Raw genomic sequence first — 20,058 nt, 5'->3', positions numbered from 1 at the left:
TGGATTCAGATTTATGTTCCACCTCAATCAACTGTGGGAGCGGGCTTGCCCGCGATGAGGCCCTGAAGGTCACCACGCAATCACAGACTTTTTTTGAACAAAAATGAAACCGGTTTCAGAGGTATACAACAATGAATAAACCACCCGTTTCCATCAGCCTGTCGAGCTACGGCGCCGACCTTGTTCGCCAACGCGGCCAGGGATCGTTTATCGACGTGTTGGCCGCCGCGGGCGCCACGCGCATCGAATGGCGCGAAGAACTGCTGACCGTCGAAGACCCCGCGCAACTGGCTGACGCCACTCAGGCTCGAGGCCTCGAAAGCGTGTATTCCTCGCCGATGGAGTTGTGGCTGGCCGGCCAGTCCAAACCCAATCCCGAACTGATCTCTGCGTTACAGCGCGCCCAGGCATTCGGTGCCAAATGGCTGAAAGTGTCCCTGGGTTATTTCACCGACAACAGCGACCTCCAGACCTTGTCCCGCGTACTGGGCAAAAGTGCTGTGCAGTTGCTGGTGGAAAACGATCAAACCTTGCACGGCGGCCGCATCGAGCCGTTCCAACGGTTTTTTACTGAAATCGAGCAACACAACCTGCCGGTCAAAATGACCTTCGACATCGGCAACTGGCATTGGCAAGACCAGTCCGCCGCCAGCGCCGCGCGGTTGCTCGGTCGCCACGTCGGCTATGTGCACTGCAAAGCCGTGACGCGCCGGGCTGACGGCAAACTGGTCGCCATACCGCCGGCCGCCAGTGACCTGCATCTGTGGGAACAACTGATGCGGCACATGGCCCAAGGCGTCATGCGGGCGGCGGAATACCCGCTGCAAGGCGACGATCTGGTGCAGTTGACCACCGAGCACGTCGCCACCCTCGCCCGCCTCGGTCAAACCCGATTGGAGAGCGCTCATGTCTGAGATCGATATCCTGTCGTTCGGCGAAACCATGGCGATGTTCGTCGCCGAGCAGAACGGCGACCTGGCCGATGTCGGCCACTTCCACAAACGCATTGCCGGGGCTGACAGCAATGTCGCCATTGGCTTGTCGCGGTTGGGTTTTAACGTGGCCTGGTTGAGCCGGGTGGGCGCTGATTCGCTGGGACGGTTCGTGATCGACACCCTGGAAAAAGAAGGCCTGGATTGCAGCAACGTCGCCATCGACACCGCACACCCCACCGGTTTTCAACTCAAGTCGCGCACCGACGATGGCAGCGATCCGGTGGTCGAGTATTTCCGGCGCGGGTCGGCGGCGAGTCATCTGTCGCGGCAGTCGATCGCGCCTGAATTACTGAACGCCCGGCACTTGCACGCCACCGGTATTCCCCCGGCGCTGTCCGAAACGGCCCGGGAAATGTCTTTCGAATTGATGACCCGCATGCGCGATGCCGGGCGCAGCGTGTCCTTCGACCCGAACCTGCGCCCGAGCCTGTGGGCCAACGAGCAACAGATGATTACCGAGATCAACCGCCTCGCCGCCCTCGCCCACTGGGTGCTGCCGGGGTTGAGCGAAGGCCGATTGCTGACCGGTTGCGAAGACCCGGCCGACATCGCGGCGTTCTACCTCGACCTGGGCGCTGAAGCCGTGGCGATAAAACTGGGCCCGCACGGTGCGTATTACCGCACCCATCTGGACCAGGGTTTCGTGGCGGGCGTGCCGGTGGAAACGGTGGTCGACACCGTCGGTGCCGGCGATGGATTCGCCGTTGGCATGATCAGCGCCCTGCTGGAAAACCACAGCTTTGCCGACGCCGTGAAGCGCGCCAACTGGATTGGCAGCCGCGCGGTGCAGAGCCGTGGGGATATGGAGGGGTTGCCTAATCGATCCGAAATGATCGCCGAATTTGAGGCCGCCATCGTCGGATCGCCGCCCGGAGACAAGCTCGCTCCCACATTGGATCGGGGTCGAACACAAATCACCTGTGGGAGCGAGCTTGCTCGCGATGAGGCCCGCACAGTCACTGCAAATCTTTAACCCGTTACCTGCTGCGACAAAAACAACAAGCTCAGGAGCACCACTATGAAAACCGCAACACTCGCCGCCCGTCGCTGGTGGTACATCATGCCCATCGTGTTCATCACCTACAGCCTGGCGTACCTGGACCGCGCCAACTACGGGTTCGCCGCCGCCTCCGGGATGGCGGCCGACCTGATGATCACGCCGGGCCTGTCGTCGATGCTTGGCGCGCTGTTCTTCCTTGGCTACTTCTTCTTCCAGGTGCCGGGCGCGATCTACGCCCAGAAGCACAGCGTGAAGAAGCTGATTTTCGTCAGCCTGATCCTCTGGGGTGGCCTGGCCACGTTGACCGGGATCGTCTCCAACGCCTACTGGCTGATCGTGATTCGCTTCATGCTCGGCGTGGTCGAAGCCGCGGTGATGCCGGCGATGCTGATCTATCTATGCCACTGGTTCACCCGTGCCGAACGCTCGCGCGCCAACACCTTCCTGATCCTCGGTAACCCGGTGACCATGCTCTGGATGTCAGTGGTGTCGGGCTATCTGGTACAGCATTTCAGCTGGCGCTGGATGTTCATCATCGAAGGTTTGCCGGCGGTGCTATGGGCGTTTATCTGGTGGCGTCTGGCCGATGACCGTCCCGCTCAAGCCAAGTGGTTGACCGATCAAGAGAAGCAGGATCTGGAAAGCGCCCTGGCGGCCGAACAGGTGGGCATAAAAGCGGTGAAGAACTACGCCGAAGCCTTCCGTTCGCCGAAAGTGATCATCCTGGCCCTGCAGTTTTTCTGCTGGAGCATTGGCGTTTACGGCTTCGTGCTGTGGCTGCCGTCGATCCTCAAGGCCGGCGCGCAAATGGACATGATCGAAGCCGGCTGGCTTTCCTCGCTGCCGTATCTGGCGGCGGTGATTGGCATGCTGCTGGTGTCCTGGGGCTCGGACAAAATGCAGAAGCGCAAACGCTTCGTCTGGCCGCCGCTGCTGATCGCCTCGATTGCTTTCTATGGCTCCTACGCCTTGGGCGCTGAACACTTCTGGTGGTCCTACACCCTGCTGGTGATCGCTGGCGCCTGCATGTACGCGCCTTACGGTCCGTTCTTCGCGATTATTCCGGAAATCCTGCCGGCCAACGTGGCCGGGGGCGCCATGGCGTTGATCAACAGCATGGGCGCGCTCGGTTCGTTTGGCGGTTCGTATCTGGTTGGCTACTTGAACAGCTCAACCGGCTCGCCGGGTGCTTCTTATCTGTTGATGAGTGGCGCGTTGATGCTCTCGGTGGTGCTGACGATTTTCCTCAAGCCCGGCGCCAGTGACCGGGTCGTGGCCAAGGCCGTTGTGCAACGGTCCACGGCCGCTCATTCCTGAATTGAAGTTGAGATGATGACGATGAAAAAGCAGGTTGTGCTGTACAAGAAACTCTCGCCGCTGCTGATGGCTCGCCTGCACGAGCAGACCGAGGTGACGCTGATCGACAACCTCAATGCCGACGGCCTGGCAACGCTGCGCGAGGCCCTGCCCCGCGCCCACGGGTTGCTCGGTGCGAGCCTGAAACTGGATGCCGGATTATTGGATCTGGCACCAGACCTGGAAGCCATCGCCAGCGTCTCCGTGGGGGTCGACAACTACGACATCGACTACCTGACCGAACGACGAATCCTGCTCAGCAACACCCCGGACGTGCTTACCGAAACCACCGCCGACACCGGTTTCGCGCTGATTCTGGCGACCGCCCGGCGCGTGGTGGAACTGGCGAACATGGTTCGCGCCGGTCAGTGGAACCGCAATGTCGGTCCGGCGCAATTCGGTACCGATGTGCACGGTAAAACCCTGGGTATCATTGGCATGGGGCGGATCGGTGAGGCACTGGCCCAGCGTGGGTATTTCGGTTTTGGCATGCCGGTTATCTACCACAGCCACTCGCCGAAACCGGCGGTGGAACAACGATTCAACGCGCAATACCGCAGCCTCACCGCGTTGTTGCAGCAGGCGGATTTCGTTTGCCTGACATTGCCGCTGACCTCTGAAACCGAAGGGCTGATCGGCGCAGAGCAATTCGCCCTGATGCGCCCCGAAACCATCTTCATCAACATTTCACGGGGCAAGGTGGTGGACGAGGCGGCGCTGATTCAGGCCTTGCGTGACGGGCAGATTCGCGCTGCGGGGCTGGATGTGTTCGAACGCGAGCCGTTGAACACCGATTCGCCGCTGTTGCAGCTGAACAACGTGGTGGCAACGCCGCACATTGGCTCGGCGACGCATGAAACGCGGGAGGCGATGGCCACGTGTGCGGTGGACAATCTGCTGGCGGCGCTGGCGGGTGAGCGGCCGAAGAATCTGGTGAATGCCGGGGCGTGGAAAGGCTGAAATCAAAAGATCGCAGCCTGCGGCAGCTCCTACGCCGACCGCAGTGCTGCACAAATCCCTGTAGGAGCTGCCGAAGGCTGCGATCTTTTGCTGTGGCGATCAGGCCCGGCGAGCCTCCAGAAGGTTCGCCGCACACAACGCAATCCGCTGGCACGCATCCGCCAGCTTCAGCTGATCCACCACCAACCCCAGTCGAATATGCCCCGCCGCGCTCGGTCCGAACGCTTCACCCGCCAGCACTGAAACGCCATAACCTTCCAGCAGCCGCTCGGCAAAACTCTGGGCACACAACCCGGTCTGGCGTACATCGATCATCACGAACATCCCGCCATCAGGCCGGATCGGCCGGATGCCCGGGCAATCGCGCAGACTCGCGCACACCAGGTCGCGACGCTGGCGATACTCCTCGCGCATCAGCGCCACTTCCGGCAAGTCCTCATCGAGCGCCAATTGCGCAGCATTCTGAATAAAATCCGGAATACCAAACAGCATGCACAACGACAGGTGCACCAAGTGTTCGGCCAAAGGTTTCGGCCCGATCACCCAGCCCACACGCCAACCGCTCATGGCGTGGGATTTGGACAGGCTATTGATGGTCGCGGTGCGCTCGGCCATGCCCGGCAGACTGGCCGGGCTGATGTGCTCGCCTTCGTACAACAGATCGCTGTAAACCTCGTCGCTGATCAGCCACAAGTCGTGACGAATACACAGCGATGCCAGTTCCTGCCAGACCATCAGCGGCAAACTGGCGCCGGAAGGATTGTTCGGACTGTTGAGCACGATGGCGCGGGTTTTAGGCGTGATCAGTGCCGCGACATCCGCCGGATCGACCCGAAAGCCGTTCTCGGGGCGCACCGCCACCGGCACCACTTTGGCCGCGCAGGCACCGAACACGCCTTCATAGGTCACGTACATCGGCTCGGCGACGATCACTTCATCGCCGGGGTCGAGCAGGCATTGCGCGACTGAATACACCGCACATTGCGCACCCGGCAGCACGATCACATGATCGGCATCCACCGCTTGACCACTGCGACGTCGATGGCGGTTGGCAATGCTATCGCGCAACCCCCGACTGCCACGTATTGACGGGTAGTGGGTGTCACCGGCCAACAAGCTATCGATGCACGCCTGAACGATGGGCTGCGGCGTATCGAAGTCGGGATCGCCGATCGATAGCAGCAGCACATCAACGCCCTGCTCAAGTAATTCCAGTGCTCGATCATGAATCTGCCAGGCCGCTGCGCCGTCACCGGCAATTCGTTTGGTCAAGGCTGAATAGCGCATGTAATTCTCCAGTCGCGCGGGTTCCAAGCCACAACCCTATCTCAAATCACGAAACGCGCCACCATGGCATTTAAATCCACGGCCAGGCGCGACAGTTCGTGCGTCGCGGCGCTGGTCTGGTTGGCGCCAGCGGCGGACTGGGTGGCCAGGTCGCGGATGTTCACCAGGTTGCGGTCGACCTCGCGGGACACCTGGGCCTGTTCTTCGGACGCGCTGGCGATCACCAGGTTGCGCTCGTTGATCAGCTGGATCGACTGAGTGATCTGCTCCAGCGCCACACCGGCGGCGCGGGCCATTTCCAGGGTGCTTTGGGTGCGTTGATTGCTTTGCTGCATTGAGGAGACCGCTTGGCCGGTACCGTTCTGGATGCCGGCGACCATTTTTTCGATTTCCTGGGTCGATTGCGCGGTGCGATGGGCCAACGCCCGAACCTCGTCCGCCACCACCGCAAAACCGCGCCCGGCTTCACCGGCACGGGCGGCTTCGATTGCAGCGTTGAGGGCCAGCAGATTGGTCTGTTCGGCGATGGCGCGGATCACGTCCAGCACCTTGCCGATGTCGCGCCCCTGAGCGGCCAGGCCTTCGATCATCACCGAGGTGTTTTGCACATCGTGGGTCATGGTCTGGATCGCGCCGACGGTTTCCACCACACGGTCGCGCCCTTCACGGGCAGCCTGGGTCGACTGGTTCGAGGCTTCGGACGTCGACACCGCGTTGCGTGCCACTTCTTCCACGGCGGCGGTCATTTCGTTGACGGCAGTGGCGGCCTGTTCGATTTCGTTGTTCTGCTGTTGCAGACCGCGGGAGGCTTGTTGGGTGACCGTGCTGAGTTCTTCAGCGGCGGCACCCAGCTGGGTGGCGGAGCCGGCGATCTGTTCGATGGTTTTGCGCAGGTTGGTTTGCATCGTGGACAAGGCACCGAGCAAACGGGCCGGTTCGTCCATACCGTCGATGTCGATGGTTTTAGTCAGGTTGCCGCCCGCAATGGTTTCAGCCGCCTGGAGCGCACGGTTGAGCGGCGTGACGATGCTGCGGGTCAGCAGCCAGGCCAGCAGCACGGTCATCAGCGCCGCAATCACTGCCACTGCGATGATGCCGGTCACGGCGTTGCTGTAGTGCTCACCCGCTTCGGCCGAGGCGGTTTTCGCATATGTGTTGTTGAACGCTACCAGTTTGTTCAGCTGCTCGCCCATCTGGTCCGTACCGTCCTTGATCCGGGTGTTGATCAGCGTGCGCATCTCATCGAGTTTGTTCTGCCGCGACAGCTCCAGCATCTGATTCTGGTCTTGCATATAGCTGTCCAGTGTTGTCGTGAACGTCTCGTACAGCGCGGCTTCTTCCGGGGTGGCCGGCAACGCTGCATAACTGGCTTGTGCGCTGCGAACCTTGTCGACCAGCACGCCGGTACGTGCCTGGGCTTCCTGCAACGCGTTCGGATCACGGTTGACCAACACCCGGAAAGAAAGAATGCGCAGGCGCAGGATGTTTTCTGTCAGGTTGCCGAGAAACACGATGCTGGGCAGCTGCGTGGTTGCCATGTCGATGGAGGCTTGGCGGATGGTCGACATGCGGTTCACGGCAAACACACCCAGCACGATGACGAGTAAGGCAATGAAGGCAAAACCCAGGAAAGCTCGAGGCGCGATATTCAGATTACGCAGTGACATAGGATGATTCTCGGGTGATTGAGGCTGCGAGCATCCTTGCGTGATCGCTGAATGGCGGGCGGTGGCGCACGCGCTTTCAGTTTGGCGCCACTGTTGGAATAGGTTTGTGTGGGCCTATTGGCTGTATCGGCCGGGGATGAGGTTTCCTGCGGGGATTGGAGAAAAATACTTCAAGGGATTACAAGTGTTTCACCCATGAAACACTCTATCTCTATGTAGCAGCTGCCGAGCCTGCGAGGCTGCGTTCGGCGGCGAAGCCGTCGTAGTCCGGCGAATGCGGTCTACCTGATGCAACGCGGTCTCAGGTTTTACGACGGCTTCGCCGCCGAACGCAGCCTCGCTGGCTCGGCAGCTGCTACAGGATCGCGGGGGTTTTCAGATTTTGCGAGCGGCTATTCGCCAAACCCGCGCAACATCACTCGCCCGCTCCCGCAACAACCGCGGCGCCTCGGCACACGCCTGCTCCAGCGTCATCGGCCCACTGGCCAAGGCAAACGCGGCATCGATGCCATGTTCGTACAGTGCTTGATAACCCTCCCCCAGTGTTCCGGCGAGGACGATCACCGGCACGCCATGCTGCCGAGCAATACGCGCCACACCAAACGGCGTCTTGCCACGCAGGGTCTGAGCGTCGAAACGACCTTCACCGGTGATCACCAGGTCGGCGCCCTTGACCGCATCGTCCAGGCCGACCAGTTCGGCGACCACTTCGACGCCAGCCTTGAACTGCGCCCCCAGAAACGCCTTGGCAGCAAACCCCAGGCCGCCTGCCGCACCGCTACCCGGTTCGTCACGTACATCTTTGTTCAGGACCTGAGCGCACCGTTCGGCAAAGTGCCCGAGCGCGCGATCCAGTTGTTGGACTTGCTCGGGTGATGCCCCTTTTTGCGGGCCGAAAATTGCTGAGGCACCGTGAGGGCCGCACAGTGGATTGTTGACGTCGGCGGCGATGTCGAATTGCACCTCGGCCAGGCGCGGGTCGATTTCAGTCATGTCGATTCGCGCTAATTGCGCGAGGGCCAAGCCGCCCGGTGCCAGTGTTTGGCCCTGGGCGTCCAGCAGTTTGACGCCCAAGGCTTGCATCGCACCCGCCCCACCGTCGTTGGTGGCGCTGCCGCCAATCGCCAGAATGACCCGTTGCGCCCCGGCATCGAGCGCCGCGCGGATCAACTCGCCGGTGCCGAATGTACTGCTGATGCAGGCATCACGCTCGCCCGGCGGAACCAGTTGCAAGCCACTGGCCTCGGCCATTTCGATGATCGCGGTATGGCTCTGGGGCAGCCAGCCCCAAGCGGCCTCAACCGTTGCGCCGAGCGGCCCACGGACTTGGGTGCGGTGCAGTTCGCCCTCGCACGCCGCCAGAATAGACTCGACGGTCCCCTCCCCGCCGTCCGCCATCGGGCATTTGACCAGGAGCGCATCGGGCCAGACCTGCGCCAACCCCAGAGCAATGGCATCAGCCACACCCTGGGCACTCAGGCTGTCCTTGAACGAATCGGGGGCGATGACGATTTTCATGCGAATTCTCCAGTTCCAATGCGTTCCATGCTGCCAGCAGGCAAGAACAATAACGCCGGTCCGCTGCACAAGCGGCCATGACGATTATTGTTCATTTCCACAAAACCTCCCTCCACACCGTTCGTTGTAGCAGCTGCCGAGCAGCGCGAGGCTGCGTTCGGCTGCGAAGCAGTCGTAAATTCTGCAAGCACGGTTTACCTGATGCTCCGCGGCGCATGATTTCACGACTGCTGCGCAGCCGAACGCAGCCTCGCAGGCTCGGCAGCTGCTACGGATTGGTGTTGGGGAGTTCGGTTTGGGGAAGGAGCTGGACACCGAGATAAAGCGCCAGCATTCCGTCCAGCCTTAACGGGTCAACACCGCTGAGCTCGGCAATCCGCTCCATCCGGTAACGCAAACTGTTGCGATGGATGCCCAGCGCATCGGCACAGGCCTGGCTCTGACCATCGTGATCGCACCAGCTGCGCAGGGTCGCCAGCAGTTGGCCGTTGCCATCCTTGGCGATGACTTTGCGCAGCGGTTTGAGCAACTCGTCCAGCGCGTCGTCGTTGCGGTGCCGCCAGAGCATCACCGGCAACCGATAACGGTTGAGCGTCAGCAAACGGGAGTGCGGTAACACATCGCGCCCATAGGCCAGCAAGTCGCCGACGCGTCGATAGCAACGACGCAGCCCGGACAATCCATCCGCCTGCCCGCCTACGGCGATGCGCAGAATGTTCCAGCCCAGGCCGTCGAGTTTTTCCAGCAGCCGGTCATTCTCGATCGCCTGCGCCGCCGGTCGGCACCAGAGCAACGATGACTTGGCCGAACTCACGCACCAACTGTCCGGGTAGCGCGAAGTCAACCAGGCGCTGAGCGCCTCGACGGTTTGCCCCGGACCGTGTTCCATCCCTAACTCGAACAGGTACGGCACCCGCGTCATCTGCGGCTTGAGCCCCAGCTGCTGTGCTTCATCGATCAACCGCGGCGAATCCCCGGCCTCACTGAGTAGCAACGCCAGCAGATCGTCGCAACGCTGGCGCCGCCATTGCTGTTCGGCCTGCTGATTGCGCTGGCCGACCAACATCTCGGCCGTCATCCGCACCAGTTCCGCGTAGGTGCGCAATTGCTCGGGCTTACCGGTGATGCCCAGCACGCCAATCAAGCGCTGATCGAGCAACAGCGGCAGGTTGATGCCCGGCTGCACGCCTTTCAAATGAATCGCCGTCTGGGCGTCGATCTCTACTACCCGCCCGTTGGCCAGCACCAGTTGCGCGCCTTCATGCCGGGTGTTGACCCGCTCCGGTTCGCCGCTGCCAAGAATCAGGCCCTGGCTGTCCATGACGTTGACGTTGTACGGCAGGATGGCCATCGCCCGGTCGACGATGTCCTGGGCCAGGTCGTGATCGAGTTCGAACATAGCGGGGATCCTTGAGAGCGTGATAGAGCGGATTGTTCACCCGCACAGGCCTTGGTTGCAAACCCTGTGCTCAGGCACAAAGACAATGACCCAAGCGGTGGCCGAGACTCACTAGGCGGTCAACGTTACCCTTGCATCGCAAAAAATCATAATAAAGAGAGAGCCCGCCATGTCACAGAGCGCCGCCGCTACCCAGGCCATCGTTGACGAGAAAAACGCCGTCTACAAACGCATTACCCTGCGTTTGATTCCCTTCATCTTCATCTGCTACCTGTTCAACTACCTCGACCGGGTGAACGTTGGATTTGCCAAGCTGCAGATGCTCGACGCGCTGAAATTCAGCGAAACCGTGTACGGCCTCGGGGCCGGGATCTTCTTTATCGGCTACGTGTTGTGCGGCGTCCCCAGCAACCTGGCCCTGACCAAATTCGGCCCGCGCCGCTGGATCGCGCTGATGATGATCGTCTGGGGCACGCTCTCGACCTGTTTGCTGTTCGTCACAACCCCGACCGAGTTCTACACCTTGCGCCTGTTCACCGGCGCAGCCGAAGCCGGGTTCTTCCCGGGCGTGGTGCTCTACCTTTCGCAATGGTTCCCGACCTTCCGCCGTGGCCGCATCATGGCGCTGTTCATGTCGGCGATCCCGGTGTCCGGCCTGCTCGGCAGCCCGTTTTCCGGCTGGATTCTCAACCACTTCGGCGCGGGCCAGGCAGGTTTGGCGGGCTGGCAGTGGATGTTCTTGCTGCAAGGTATCCCGACCGTGATCCTCGGCGCCCTCGCCTACTTCCTATTGAGCGACAGTTACGCCAATGCCAAATGGCTCACGCCATTCGAGCGCTCGGTGCTGGAAGCCGACCACGCCGAAGACCTGGCCAGCAAACCGAAAACCAGCACCGACTCGCTGCTGGCCGTGTTCAAGAACCCGGCGATCTGGGCCTTCGGTCTGATCTATTTCTGCATCCAGAGCGGCGTCTACGCGATCAACTTCTGGCTGCCGTCGATCATCAAAAACCTGGGTTTCAGCGATAACCTGGTGATCGGTTGGCTCAGTGCGATTCCGTACCTGCTGGCGGCGCTGTTCATGTTGATGGTCGGCCGCTCGGCGGACCTGCGCAAAGAACGCCGCTGGCACTTGGTGGTGCCGATGCTGATGGGCGCAGTGGGTCTGCTGATCGCCGTCAACTTCGCCGCCCACCCGGCCATCGCCATCCTCGGCCTGACCATCGCCACCATGGGCGCCCTCACCGGCCTGCCGATGTTCTGGCCGGTGCCGACTGCACTGCTCAGCGCCGGTGCGGCGGCGGGTGGTTTGGCGTTGATCAACTCCATGGGGCAGATGGCCGGGTTCCTGAGTCCGTATCTGGTGGGTTGGGTCAAGGACAGCACCGGGTCGACCGATGCCGCGCTTTACCTGCTGGCGGGCGTGATTGTGTGCGGGAGTTTGTTGGCGCTGCGTATGACGCGGACGTTGCGGGTTTAAGGTTGATCGGCACGGGGTGTTCGATATTTCAGTTTGCCCCGTGCGGTTGTTCTGGTATTTGATTGAGCCTTTCCCACCGGTAAAAGGATTTAGTCATGAGCTATCGCACGCTGGGTCATTCGGGTTTACAAGTGTCGACCCTGACCCTGGGCACGATGATGTTCGGCGAACAGACCAGCACCGAAGATTCCCTGCGGATCATCGACAAGGCCTGGGACCAGGGCATCAATTTCATCGACACCGCGGACGTTTACACCAACGGCCGCTCCGAAGAGATCGTCGGCGAAGCGATTGCCGGTAACCGCCACGAATGGGTGCTGGCGACCAAGGTCGGTTTCGGCCCGGTGGACGGTGTGCCGAACCGCAGCGGTCTGAGCCGCAAGCACCTGTTCAATGGCATCGACGCCAGCCTGACGCGTTTGGGCACCGATTATCTCGACATCTATTACCTGCACCGCGAAGACCACAACACGCCGCTGGAAGTCACGGTGTCGGCCATCGGCGATTTGATCCGCCAGGGCAAGATTCGCTATTGGGGTTTGTCGAACTACCGTGGCTGGCGCATCGCCGAGGTGATTCGTGTAGCCGATCAACTGGGCGTCGACCGGCCGGTGATCAGTCAGCCGCTGTACAACATCGTCAACCGCCAGGTGGAAACCGAGCAGATCACTGCCGCGCAAAACTATGGCCTGGGCGTGGTGCCTTACAGTCCGCTGGCTCGTGGTGTGCTCAGCGGTAAATACGCGCCGGACGTGAAGCCGGATGCCAACAGCCGCGCCGGCCGCGCAGATAAACGCATTCTGGAAACCGAATGGCGCGTCGAATCCCTGCGCATTGCTCAGCAGATCCAGCAGTACACCCAGGGTCGCGGCGTGGGCATCGTGGAATTCGCCATCGCCTGGGTGCTGAACAATAGCGCCGTGACTTCGGCCATCGTTGGGCCCCGGACTGAAGAACAGTGGGATGCCTACACGAAGGCTCAGTCGGTGAAGATTACGGCTGAGGATGAAGCGTTCATTGATTCGCTGGTTGTGCCTGGGCATGCGTCGACGCCTGGGTTTAATGATGTGAGCCACTTTGTGTCAGGGCGTAAACCGCGCTAACAGCAAAAGATCGCAGGCTTCGCCAGCTCCTACCTGGATCGGTGCACCCCAGTAGGAGCTGCCGAAGCCTGCGATCTTTTATCTGGCGACACATTCTCCGGCCGAACCACGTATTCTCTGCGCCCGTTTCACGTTCAACTTCGCGAGGACAGTTTGTCTAAAGGTATCGCTCTATCGGTTTCAGCCTCGGTGCTGTTTGCCGTCATGTATTACTACACCTCGTTGCTCACGCCCTTGAGCGGCGTAGAAATCTTCGGCTGGCGCATGCTGCTGACCCTGCCATGCATGTCCGTGTTCATGGTGGTCTCCGGTGAGTGGAAGCGCGTAGCCGCCCTTTTTCGGCGGCTGGTTGGCCAACCAAAACTGCTCGCCGGCCTGATCGTTTCCGCGACTTTGCTGGGCCTGCAACTCTGGCTGTTCATGTGGGCGCCGCTCAATGGCTATAGCCTCGATGTGTCCCTGGGCTACTTCCTGTTGCCGCTGTCCATGGTGCTGACCGGGCGGGTCGCCTATGGCGAGCGACTGTCTTACCTGCAAAAGGTTGCCGTGTTTTTTGCTTCCCTCGGCGTGCTCAACGAGCTGTACCAAGTCGGCGGTTTTTCCTGGGCGACCTTGCTGGTCGTCATCGGTTATCCGCTCTACTTCATCCTGCGCAAACGACTGGCGACCGACAACCTCGGCGGTTTGTGGATGGACATGGCCTTGATGTTGCCCGTGGCGTTCTGGTTCGTTCAAGGCGGTGAACAGGGTTTCGCCGTGTTCGATCAGCACCCGTGGCTGTCGCTGCTGATCCCGTTGCTCGGCGTCATCAGTGCTTCGGCGCTGGTGGTTTACATCATCGCCAGCCGACTGCTGCCGTTCAGCCTGTTCGGGTTGTTGAGCTATGTCGAGCCGGTGCTGTTGCTCGGCGTTGCGTTGCTGCTGGGGGAAAGCATCAAGGCCGGTGAATGGCTGACGTACATCCCGATTTGGTTGGCTGTTGTGGTGTTGGTATTTGAAGGGTTCAAGCATTTGATGCGACATCGACGCCCTTAAAAGCAAAAGATCGTCCGAACTTAAAAAGCCCGGCCAGCATTGCTGCTGACCGGGCTTTTTTACATCTGAGACGGTTTAGTCGGTGGAAAGCACACCACGACGAACCTGGTCGCGCTCGATGGATTCGAACAGCGCCTTGAAGTTACCTTCGCCGAAACCATCGTCTCCTTTACGCTGGATGAATTCGAAGAACACCGGGCCCATCAGGGTTTCCGAGAAGATCTGCAACAGCAGACGCTTGTCGCCCGACTCGGACGAACCATCCAGCAGAATGCCGCGCGATTGCAGTTGATCAACCGGCTCGCCGTGGTTCGGCAAACGGCCTTCGAGCATTTCGTAGTAGGTTTCCGGCGGCGCGGTCATGAAGCGCATGCCGATGCTTTTCAGGTGATCCCAGGTCTTGATCAGGTCATCGCTGAGGAAGGCAACGTGCTGGATGCCCTCGCCGTTGAACTGCATCAGAAACTCTTCGATCTGCCCGGCGCCCTTGGACGATTCTTCGTTCAACGGGATGCGGATCATGCCGTCCGGCGCGGTCATGGCCTTGGAGGTCAGGCCGGTGTATTCGCCTTTGATGTCGAAGTAACGGATCTCGCGGAAGTTGAACAGCTTCTCGTAGAAGTTGGCCCAGTAGGCCATGCGACCGCGGTACACGTTGTGGGTCAGGTGGTCGATGATCTTCAGGCCGGCCCCGACCGGGTTGCGGTCAACGCCTTCGATGAACACGAAGTCGATGTCGTAGATCGAGCTGCCTTCACCGAAACGGTCTATCAGGTACAGCGGCGCGCCGCCGATGCCCTTGATCGCGGGCAGGTTCAGTTCCATCGGGCCGGTTTCGATATGAATCGGCTGGGCGCCCAGTTCCAGGGCCCGGGCAAACGCCTGCTGGGCATTCTTGACGCGGAACGCCATGCCGCACACCGACGGACCGTGCTCGGCCGCAAAGTACGAAGCGACGCTGTGGGGTTCGTTGTTGAGGATCAGGTTGATCTGGCCCTGGCGATACAGGTGCACGTCTTTGGAACGGTGGGTCGCGACCTTGGTGAAGCCCATGATCTCGAAGATCGGCTCCAGGGTGTTCGGGGTCGGCGATGCGAATTCGATGAATTCAAAGCCCATCAGGCCCATTGGGTTTTCGTATAAATCTGCCATGGTTGGCGCCTCATCATTTTCTTGTCAATTAACGGATCGTTAGTTGCTAGCAATGCTGAGACCGGCGGGTGGCGCGCAGGAGATGCCCCGCACGCTGCGGGCGAGGAAGTCACCGTAGATCAATTGAAACCCAAAACTCTTCATTGTCGACCCAAGGCAATTGCGGGCGAGGCTTCTGCTGCCAGAAGACGATTATTCTTATATGCGTAACCCGATTCTACACAGCGTAAATGGGTTTGTCCGCCTTCTGTATCAAATCCCCTTTTTCCCTGCTCGCGCAAGGGGTTTGTTGCACAGGAAAATCCCCGCGAGGATCAGCCCTCCTCCCAGGCACATCGCCAGGGTCAACTGCTCGCCTAACAACAGCGCACCGAGGATCACCGCCGTCAGCGGGTTCAGGGCGATGAACACGCCTGAACGCGTCGCGCCGATTTTGCGAATGCCGTCGTAATAGCCGATATAGGCCAGCGCCGAACCCAATACGCCCAGGTACATCAGGCTCATCCATTGCTTTGGTCCGAGACTGGCGAGTGCAGCCACACTCAACTCACCGCGAACAGCACTGGTCACCCACAGCATCAGCGTGCCCAACAGAATCGAGTACGTCACCGTTTGCACCGGCCCCAGGGTTTGATTCAAATCTTTGGAGAACAGCGAATAAACGCCCCAGCCAAGCACACAGCCGAAGATCAACAGATCGCCGATCCAGGCATCGGGATTGCCAGCCAGCAATTGTGGGTTACAGCTGACGATCACCAGGCTCGCCCCGGCAATGCAGATCGCGATCCCGAAAACCTTTGCTCGACTCAAGTGCTCCTTGAACAACAGCCATGACGCCAGCCCGATCACGGCCGGGTTCAATGCCACGATCAATGACGCCCGCGAGGCATTGATGTAGTGCAGCCCATAAAAGAAGCACAGGTTGTAGAAAAAAATCCCGAAAAAACCCAGCAGCGCCAATTGAAGCCATTGCCTCGGCCTGGGCCTTGCGAGAGGCACGCGGGCCAGTAGCAGAAACACCAGCAACGCCGCGCTGGCCAGCAGAAATCGCAGGCTAGCGGCAAACAAGGGGCTGAGGCTATCGGCCAGAAACCGCCCGGCGACAAAGGTGCCGCCCCAGATCATGGTGACGGCTGCCAGTTTCAGATAAACCGGGACATCCGAAGGGTTGGACAGGCTCTGCTCATAGGTCGTCATAGGTTTCCAGAACGAGAAATCGGGGGAGATGACGTATCATTCGACTAATACCTTCTCATCGTAAAATGAGTAAACACTCATGACCCTTACCCAACTCGAGATATTTTCTCTGGTCGCCGAGCTTCAAGGTTTTACGGCGGCAGCCAATCGCTTGGGGATTTCCCAATCCGCGGTCTCTCATGCCCTCAAGTCGCTGGAACAAGAATTGGGCGTCGAGCTGCTGCGCCGGCATCAGTCCCGGGTCGAACTTAGCGACATCGGTCAACAGCTTTTACTGCGCGCCCGGGCGATGCTGGGCCTGGCCAACACCTTGCGCCAGGAAGCGGCCGATGCGCGCGGGATGAAACGCGGCTCGTTGCGCATCGGCTCGTTTGGCCCGACCTCATCGATCAGACTGCTGCCGCTGATCCTGCAGCACTACCGCGCGGCTCACCCGGGTATCGAGGTCCACATTGACGAAGGTCCGGACCGGCAGGTGATCCAGTGGTTGGAGGAGCGGCGTATCGATATCGGCTTCGTGGTGTTGCCCGAGGACCGGTTCGACACCTTTGCGCTGATAGAAGACCAGATGGTCGCGCTGCTGCCCGTCGATCATCCGCTGGCCCGCCACGACAGCCTGAGCTTGAGCGATTTGTGCAACGACCCGTTTGTCTTGACCGAGGCCGGTTCGTCAGAACTGGTGTCGCGGCTGTTCAGTGCCGCCCGGCTGACACCGAACATCCGTTATCGCTGCTCGCAACTACTGAGTACGCTGGACACCGTTGGCCGAGGCGACGCGCTGACGGTCGTCGCCGAAAGCTCATTGCCCGACGACCGCAACAGTCGCTACGTGAAAAAACCGCTGTCGCCACCGGTCGCCCGTCAGGTCGGTCTGGCAGTGCTTGATCAGCGCCAGTCATCACCCGCGACGCTGGCTTTTATCAAACTGGCCGAGCGCCTGAACGACCGTTGAGCGGCGCACGCGCCGCGGGCCAACTATCATGGCCTCTACCTGAACTCTTTTTGGAAGGCGTCCGGTCCTGCCAGCATTTAAGAGCCCTATTTCATCGTGACAGGTTTCGCAAATGCCACTGAACGTCAAAACCCCCCGCAAACGCGGCATCAGGATGGCGGTGACGCTACTGAGCGGATTACTCCCGGTGTTGTTGGGGTTCGCCATTCTTTATATGCAGGCTGAGCGTACGCTCAAGCAAAGTACTGAACAGACGTCCGAAGAAGCCATTCGCCAATTCGAATTGATGCTCGACAACACCGCCCAGGCCGCTCGGGAGCTTCTGCCGCTGGCCGGCCAAAACTGCAACGACGTCAAACTGGCCTTGCGCGAACAGGTCACCCGCCGGCCGTTCGTGCGCTCGACCAATCTGGTGTGGGACAACACCATTTACTGCAGCTCTTTGTTCGGTGACGTTCAGGAAACGATCGTTTCCGGCGACTACAGCGAAGGCGCGTTATTGCTGATGAAAGGCAACCCGGTCACGCCTGATACCGCATTGCTTGTGTATCGGCTCAGCAAAGAAAAACAGGGCGCGATGAGCACCCTGGACGGGTATCACTTGAGTAACGTACTGCGGCTGATCGGCCGCAAGACATTGCTGCTATTGCAAGTCGGCCCCCATTGGTTGTCCGCCGATGGCAAATTCCATCAAGGTGCCCTGCCTGCCTTTGCGGTGGCGCAAACCAGACTGGCGTCATCGCGTTACGCCTTTTCGGTGGCGGCCGGGTTTCCTGAAGGCGAAACCTGGCGCTTCATGAGCAGTGAGTATCCGCCGCTGTTCAGCTTGCTGATCTTCTTCGGCGTGATTTCCGGCTTGATCGGGCACTTTGTGCAAAAACGCTCGTCATCACCGAGCAATGAAATGCGGCGCGCCCTGGAAGCTGCGGAGTTCATTCCGTACTTTCAACCTGTGGTGCATGGCGACAACAAGAAGTGGTCCGGCGCCGAGGTGCTGATGCGCTGGAATCATCCAAAAGAAGGTCTGGTGAGCCCGGAGCTGTTCATTCCGTTTGCCGAACACTCCGGGCTGATCGTGCCGATGACCCGCTCATTGATGCAGCAGACCGCCGAATGGTTGGCGCCTGTTTCATCTTCCTTCGAGGGCGCTTTTCACATCGGCATCAACATTACCGCCAGCCACTGCAAGGACCTGGAACTGGTCGACGATTGCCGTCAATTCCTCGCTGCCTTCGCACCGGGCGCCGTCAGCCTGGTGCTGGAACTCACCGAGCGCGAACTCATCGAACCCACGGCCATCACCCACCAACTGTTCGAGCAGCTTCACGCGCTGGGCGTGATGATCGCGATCGATGACTTCGGCACCGGTCACTCAAGCCTGGGTTACCTGCGTCAGTTCAATGTGGACTTCCTGAAAATCGACCAGAGTTTTGTCGGCATGATCGGCGTTGACGCCCTCTCACGGCATATCCTGGACACCATCATCGAACTCTCGGCCAAGCTCGACCTGGGTATCGTCGCCGAAGGCGTGGAAACCACGGAGCAAAGTGATTATCTGACCGCCCACGGCGTGAACTTCTTGCAAGGTTATCTGTTCGGCCGGCCAATGCCCGGCGCGGACTTCATTAACGCATTAAGTCACCATTAACTAGCGGCGCTAAGCGACGAGACAAGGAGATCGCGCACCAATTTGAATCAAAAGACTACTGTTGTTACATGAAGAAAAAGACAGGATTTACTCTTGGCCAATTAACTACTACAATTTTTCATGCCTGCGCTAGATTGGCAGGTGAGCCATTATCACCGAGTCGCTTCAAGGCTCTTGGCTTATAGCTTTGTTTGCGGTTGGTATCAGCCAAACACACTATTGGAGTAAAGATATTGTCCAGACTCGCTGAATTTCGTGCAGCTGAAAAGGCCCTTCAAGAGCAGCTCAAGCAGCTGGAAAACCTGAAGAATGATGCCGGGCTCAAGAAAGAAATCGAATTCGAAGAAAAGCTCCAGGGGCTGATGAAAACCTACGGCAAGAGCCTGCGCGACATCATCGCCATTCTCGATCCGAACCCGGCAAAATCCGGTCTGCAACAGGCAACGCCTAAAACCCGCCGCGCTCGCGTGGTCAAGGTTTATCAGAATCCGCACACCGGTGAACTGATTGAAACCAAGGGTGGCAACCACCGCGGCCTGAAAACCTGGAAGGAACAATACGGTGCAGCTACCGTTGATTCCTGGCTGCGAGGCTAAGCACTCGCGGTGACAAAAAAGCCCTGCCAATGCAGGGCTTTTTCATGGACGCCTTCTAAATGCAACGATTGGCGTCGATCAACTCGCTACTTGTCGAATAACTTTGTGCTTAATCCGTTTGGGTATCTAAAAATTTCAGAATGCGCTGAAACCGGCAGCCATTGAAATCTTTAACTAAAGTTTCAAGCTGTTACGGGCTGCCTCTATTTCATCCTGACTCGCCTTATAAACCTCAGCCTGCCCCGCGTAGGAAAGAACATAGGCTTTATCGGCATCCACGGCGGCAACCAATGTTTGAGAGAGCACATGCCTTCCGTTCTGCGTGATCGTGCAGGTAGTTTCCAGCGCTGATAAGCGGCTCAACGTCGTCGGGTGAATCTTGTTGCAGACACTTTGATAACCGCCTTGAAAGAAGTCCTTCTGCACTGACTTGCGCATCTCCAGCAACACGCCTTGCAGATTCACCTGATGACCACTTTCCACCTGAGTCATGGTCAACTCCATCACCATCACCGGCGTGCCGTCCTGATCGTTTTTCACCGCACGCTGGCGGGAAACGTGGGTGTTGGCGTCATCTTGCGGGACAGCTTCGACCTCCCAGCCGTTGGGCCAGGTCATGATTGGCTCATCTGCGTGAGCGCTGTTAACACCTGAAAGCACGCAGATCAGGACGAACATCGATTTACAGAAACGAATCATTGCAATGAACACTC

Annotated in this window: 16 protein-coding genes and 2 pseudogenes; 10 read left to right on the top strand and 8 right to left on the bottom strand. The window is 59.5% G+C overall.

Annotated elements, in window-relative coordinates:
• The first annotated feature begins 131 nt into the window (after positions 1-131).
• From ACIQU2_RS19505 to ACIQU2_RS19490, 4 genes are read left to right on the top strand one after another with little or no spacing between them, the layout of a single operon-like run.
• Complete coding sequence (locus tag ACIQU2_RS19505) at positions 132-914, top strand: sugar phosphate isomerase/epimerase family protein (protein ID WP_403143401.1); 783 nt, start codon at positions 132-134, stop codon at positions 912-914.
• Complete coding sequence (locus tag ACIQU2_RS19500) at positions 907-1,968, top strand: sugar kinase (protein ID WP_403143400.1); 1,062 nt, start codon at positions 907-909, stop codon at positions 1,966-1,968. Before ACIQU2_RS19505 ends, ACIQU2_RS19500 begins: the two co-directional genes overlap by 8 nt.
• Positions 1,969-2,013: 45 nt before the next feature.
• Entirely contained in the window at positions 2,014-3,312 is a 1,299-nt protein-coding gene (locus tag ACIQU2_RS19495) for an MFS transporter (protein WP_403143398.1), read from the top strand.
• 21 nt (positions 3,313-3,333) lie between these two features.
• Complete coding sequence (locus tag ACIQU2_RS19490) at positions 3,334-4,311, top strand: NAD(P)-dependent oxidoreductase (RefSeq protein ID WP_403143397.1); 978 nt, start codon at positions 3,334-3,336, stop codon at positions 4,309-4,311.
• A gap of 99 nt (positions 4,312-4,410) precedes the next feature.
• Here the strand turns inward: ACIQU2_RS19490 and ACIQU2_RS19485 are convergent, their stop codons facing one another.
• From ACIQU2_RS19485 to ACIQU2_RS19465, 5 genes and pseudogenes are all read right to left on the bottom strand, one after another.
• Positions 4,411-5,598 (bottom strand): pyridoxal phosphate-dependent aminotransferase, encoded by a 1,188-nt coding sequence (locus tag ACIQU2_RS19485; RefSeq protein WP_403143395.1) that lies wholly within the window; start codon positions 5,596-5,598, stop codon positions 4,411-4,413.
• Between the two features lie 41 nt (positions 5,599-5,639).
• Positions 5,640-6,239, bottom strand: a pseudogene (locus tag ACIQU2_RS19480) (methyl-accepting chemotaxis protein); the annotation flags it as partial.
• A 306-nt stretch (positions 6,240-6,545) separates the two neighbouring features.
• Positions 6,546-7,265 (bottom strand): annotated as a pseudogene (locus tag ACIQU2_RS19475) (MCP four helix bundle domain-containing protein); the annotation flags it as partial.
• 375 nt (positions 7,266-7,640) lie between these two features.
• Positions 7,641-8,783: a glycerate kinase gene (locus tag ACIQU2_RS19470; protein ID WP_403143394.1), complete on the bottom strand. Its 1,143-nt coding sequence runs from the start codon at positions 8,781-8,783 to the stop codon at positions 7,641-7,643.
• Between the two features lie 268 nt (positions 8,784-9,051).
• Positions 9,052-10,182: a sugar diacid recognition domain-containing protein gene (locus ACIQU2_RS19465; protein WP_403143393.1), complete on the bottom strand. Its 1,131-nt coding sequence runs from the start codon at positions 10,180-10,182 to the stop codon at positions 9,052-9,054.
• Between the two features lie 169 nt (positions 10,183-10,351).
• Here ACIQU2_RS19465 and ACIQU2_RS19460 point away from each other — a divergent pair, with 169 nt between their 5' ends.
• From ACIQU2_RS19460 to rarD, 3 genes are all read left to right on the top strand, one after another.
• On the top strand, positions 10,352-11,662 hold the full coding sequence (locus tag ACIQU2_RS19460; protein WP_347805560.1) for an MFS transporter: 1,311 nt from the start codon (positions 10,352-10,354) through the stop codon (positions 11,660-11,662).
• A gap of 95 nt (positions 11,663-11,757) precedes the next feature.
• Positions 11,758-12,765, top strand: coding sequence for an aldo/keto reductase (locus ACIQU2_RS19455; protein WP_403143391.1), 1,008 nt, complete (start codon positions 11,758-11,760; stop codon positions 12,763-12,765).
• Between the two features lie 153 nt (positions 12,766-12,918).
• On the top strand, positions 12,919-13,800 hold the full coding sequence (gene rarD, locus ACIQU2_RS19450) for an EamA family transporter RarD (RefSeq protein ID WP_403143390.1): 882 nt from the start codon (positions 12,919-12,921) through the stop codon (positions 13,798-13,800).
• Positions 13,801-13,875: 75 nt separating this feature from the next.
• Here the strand turns inward: rarD and hppD are convergent, their stop codons facing one another.
• Together hppD and ACIQU2_RS19440 are read right to left on the bottom strand one after the other, a co-directional pair.
• A complete protein-coding gene (gene hppD, locus ACIQU2_RS19445) occupies positions 13,876-14,952 on the bottom strand; it encodes a 4-hydroxyphenylpyruvate dioxygenase (RefSeq protein WP_046054072.1) in 1,077 nt (358 codons plus the stop codon).
• Positions 14,953-15,204: 252 nt separating this feature from the next.
• A complete protein-coding gene (locus ACIQU2_RS19440) occupies positions 15,205-16,149 on the bottom strand; it encodes a DMT family transporter (protein ID WP_403143388.1) in 945 nt (314 codons plus the stop codon).
• A 79-nt stretch (positions 16,150-16,228) separates the two neighbouring features.
• Here ACIQU2_RS19440 and ACIQU2_RS19435 point away from each other — a divergent pair, with 79 nt between their 5' ends.
• The 3 genes from ACIQU2_RS19435 to ACIQU2_RS19425 all read left to right on the top strand — a co-directional run bounded on the left by ACIQU2_RS19435 (position 16,229) and on the right by ACIQU2_RS19425 (position 19,345).
• Positions 16,229-17,101: a LysR family transcriptional regulator gene (locus ACIQU2_RS19435; protein ID WP_403143387.1), complete on the top strand. Its 873-nt coding sequence runs from the start codon at positions 16,229-16,231 to the stop codon at positions 17,099-17,101.
• Positions 17,102-17,213: 112 nt separating this feature from the next.
• A complete protein-coding gene (locus ACIQU2_RS19430; RefSeq protein ID WP_403143385.1) occupies positions 17,214-18,749 on the top strand; it encodes an EAL domain-containing protein in 1,536 nt (511 codons plus the stop codon).
• Positions 18,750-18,982: 233 nt separating this feature from the next.
• Entirely contained in the window at positions 18,983-19,345 is a 363-nt protein-coding gene (locus ACIQU2_RS19425; protein WP_347805566.1) for a histone-like nucleoid-structuring protein, MvaT/MvaU family, read from the top strand.
• 174 nt (positions 19,346-19,519) lie between these two features.
• Here ACIQU2_RS19425 and ACIQU2_RS19420 read toward each other — a convergent pair whose 3' ends face one another.
• The gene (locus ACIQU2_RS19420; RefSeq protein ID WP_403143384.1) at positions 19,520-20,044 is read right to left on the bottom strand and encodes a DUF4946 domain-containing protein; all 525 of its coding nucleotides are present in this window, start codon (positions 20,042-20,044) and stop codon (positions 19,520-19,522) included.
• Positions 20,045-20,058: the final 14 nt, after the last annotated feature.

Source organism: Pseudomonas sp. NPDC098740 (genome assembly GCF_044760065.1).
GTDB lineage: Bacteria > Pseudomonadota > Gammaproteobacteria > Pseudomonadales > Pseudomonadaceae > Aquipseudomonas > Aquipseudomonas rossensis.
The sequence above is the reverse complement of the archived record's forward strand: the minus strand, read 5'-3'. Positions and strand labels throughout refer to the sequence as shown.

Bases quoted from the DNA above. Each gene is read 5' to 3' on its own strand.
- ACIQU2_RS19505 (WP_403143401.1), top strand. From the start codon at position 132: ATGAATAAACCACCCGTTTCCATCAGCCTGTCGAGCTACGGCGCCGAC.
- ACIQU2_RS19500 (WP_403143400.1), top strand. From the start codon at position 907: ATGTCTGAGATCGATATCCTGTCGTTCGGCGAAACCATGGCGATGTTC.
- ACIQU2_RS19495 (WP_403143398.1), top strand. From the start codon at position 2,014: ATGAAAACCGCAACACTCGCCGCCCGTCGCTGGTGGTACATCATGCCC.
- ACIQU2_RS19490 (WP_403143397.1), top strand. From the start codon at position 3,334: ATGAAAAAGCAGGTTGTGCTGTACAAGAAACTCTCGCCGCTGCTGATG.
- ACIQU2_RS19485 (WP_403143395.1), bottom strand. From the start codon at position 5,598: ATGCGCTATTCAGCCTTGACCAAACGAATTGCCGGTGACGGCGCAGCG.
- ACIQU2_RS19470 (WP_403143394.1), bottom strand. From the start codon at position 8,783: ATGAAAATCGTCATCGCCCCCGATTCGTTCAAGGACAGCCTGAGTGCC.
- ACIQU2_RS19465 (WP_403143393.1), bottom strand. From the start codon at position 10,182: ATGTTCGAACTCGATCACGACCTGGCCCAGGACATCGTCGACCGGGCG.
- ACIQU2_RS19460 (WP_347805560.1), top strand. From the start codon at position 10,352: ATGTCACAGAGCGCCGCCGCTACCCAGGCCATCGTTGACGAGAAAAAC.
- ACIQU2_RS19455 (WP_403143391.1), top strand. From the start codon at position 11,758: ATGAGCTATCGCACGCTGGGTCATTCGGGTTTACAAGTGTCGACCCTG.
- hppD (WP_046054072.1), bottom strand. From the start codon at position 14,952: ATGGCAGATTTATACGAAAACCCAATGGGCCTGATGGGCTTTGAATTC.
- ACIQU2_RS19440 (WP_403143388.1), bottom strand. From the start codon at position 16,149: ATGACGACCTATGAGCAGAGCCTGTCCAACCCTTCGGATGTCCCGGTT.
- ACIQU2_RS19435 (WP_403143387.1), top strand. From the start codon at position 16,229: ATGACCCTTACCCAACTCGAGATATTTTCTCTGGTCGCCGAGCTTCAA.
- ACIQU2_RS19430 (WP_403143385.1), top strand. From the start codon at position 17,214: ATGCCACTGAACGTCAAAACCCCCCGCAAACGCGGCATCAGGATGGCG.
- ACIQU2_RS19420 (WP_403143384.1), bottom strand. From the start codon at position 20,044: ATGATTCGTTTCTGTAAATCGATGTTCGTCCTGATCTGCGTGCTTTCA.